General features: G+C 62.1%; 3 protein-coding genes. All 3 read left to right on the forward strand.

The features are described 5' to 3' along the window. The coding region (locus J2X56_RS26995; RefSeq protein ID WP_409025233.1) for a branched-chain amino acid ABC transporter permease at positions 1 to 384 on the forward strand (384 nt) is incomplete at its 5' end. Positions 385 to 399: 15 nt separating this feature from the next. Continuing rightward, positions 400 to 1167, forward strand: a complete 768-nt coding sequence (locus J2X56_RS27000) for an ABC transporter ATP-binding protein (protein WP_310164262.1) — start codon at positions 400 to 402, stop codon at positions 1165 to 1167. Positions 1168 to 1182: 15 nt separating this feature from the next. Next, a partial coding sequence (locus J2X56_RS27005) for an ABC transporter ATP-binding protein (RefSeq protein WP_310164264.1) occupies positions 1183 to 1790 on the forward strand: 608 nt, incomplete at its 3' end.

The raw sequence follows: 1790 nt of genomic DNA on the forward strand, positions 1-1790 counted from the left end.
GCGTCCTTCGGTGGCGTGGCCGGTGCCATGTTCGGTGCCTTCCAGGGCTTCGTCTCGCCGGAATCCTTCTCCCTGACCGAATCCATCGCCGTGCTGGCCATGGTGGTGCTGGGCGGCATTGGCCACATTCCTGGCGTGGTGCTGGGTGGCGTGATCCTGGCGGCGCTGCCGGAAGTGCTGCGCCACGTGGTGGAGCCGCTGCAGATGGCCATCTTCGGCAAGGTGTGGATCGATGCCGAAGTGCTGCGCCAGCTGCTCTACGGCCTGGCCATGGTGATCATCATGCTGACCCGTCCGGCTGGCCTGTGGCCCTCGCCGCGCCATGAAGACCGTCCCGAAGTGGACCACACTCAAGTCGGTACCACCGGCGAAGTCAAAGCTTAATCTGGAGCACAGAACATGACACAAACACTGCTCAAGATCCGTGACGTCAGCAAGCGTTTCGGCGGCCTGCAAGCCTTGAATGGCGTGGGAATCACCATCGAGCGCGGCCAGATCTATGGCCTGATCGGCCCCAACGGCGCCGGCAAGACCACGTTCTTCAACGTCATCACGGGCCTGTATCAACCCGATACCGGCAGCTTCGAACTGGACGGCAAGCCCTATTCGCCGAGCGCCCCGCACGAGGTGGCCAAGGCCGGCATCGCCCGTACCTTCCAGAACATTCGTCTGTTCGGTGAAATGACCGTGCTGGAAAACGTGATGGTCGGTTGCCACGTGCGCACCAAGCAAAATGTTTTCGGTGCCGTGTTCCGCCACAAGGCAGCACGCGACGAAGAAGCGGCGATCCGCGCGAAATCGCAGCAGCTGCTGGACTTCGTGGGCATCGGCCAGTTCGCCAAGCGCACGGCGCGTCACCTCTCGTATGGCGACCAGCGCCGCCTGGAAATCGCGCGCGCCCTGGCGACCGATCCGCAACTGCTGGCGCTCGACGAACCGGCGGCCGGCATGAACGCCACCGAGAAACTGGCCTTGCGCGAGCTGCTGGTGAAGATCCAGGCCGAAGGTAAAACCATCCTGCTGATCGAACACGACGTGAAGCTGATGATGGGCCTGTGCAACCGCATCACGGTGCTGGACTATGGCAAGCCGATTGCCGAAGGCGTGCCGGCTGAGGTGCAGAAGAACCCGGCGGTGATCGAGGCCTACCTCGGTGCAGGACATTAAGCGAGACCACAGAACATGACAACGAACATCCTCAAAGTCGACCAACTGAGCGTGGCCTATGGCGGCATCAAGGCCGTCAAGGGCATCAGCCTGGAAGTCAACGACGGTGAACTGGTCACCCTGATCGGCGCCAATGGCGCCGGCAAGACCACCACCCTCAAAGCCATCACCGGCACGCTGCCCAGCAGCAAGGTCGACGGCCACGTGTATTACATGGGCAATCCGTTGAAGGGCAAGAAGTCCTTCGAGCTGGTCAAGGACAAGCTGGCGATGGTACCGGAAGGCCGTGGCGTCTTCACGCGCATGAGCATCCAGGAAAACCTGTTGATGGGCGCCTACACCAGTAATGACAAGGGCCAGATCCAGGCCGACGTCGACCGCTGGTTCGAGGTCTTCCCGCGCCTGAAGGAACGTGCGGCGCAGATGGCGGGGACCTTGTCGGGCGGTGAACAGCAGATGCTGGCGATGGCGCGCGCGCTGATGAGCCATCCCAAGCTGCTGTTGCTGGATGAGCCCTCGATGGGCCTGTCGCCGATCATGGTGGAGAAGATCTTTGAAGTGATCCGCAATGTGTCGGCACAGGGCATCACCATCCTGCTGGTGGAGCAGAACGCCAAGCTGGC

The sequence above is a fragment of the Herbaspirillum sp. 1173 genome (genome assembly GCF_031455335.1).
Taxonomy (GTDB): domain Bacteria; phylum Pseudomonadota; class Gammaproteobacteria; order Burkholderiales; family Burkholderiaceae_D; genus Herbaspirillum; species Herbaspirillum huttiense.

Coding starts and splice junctions, on each gene's coding strand:
- J2X56_RS27000 (WP_310164262.1), top strand. CDS start 400: ATGACACAAACACTGCTCAAGATCCGTGACGTCAGCAAGCGTTTCGGC.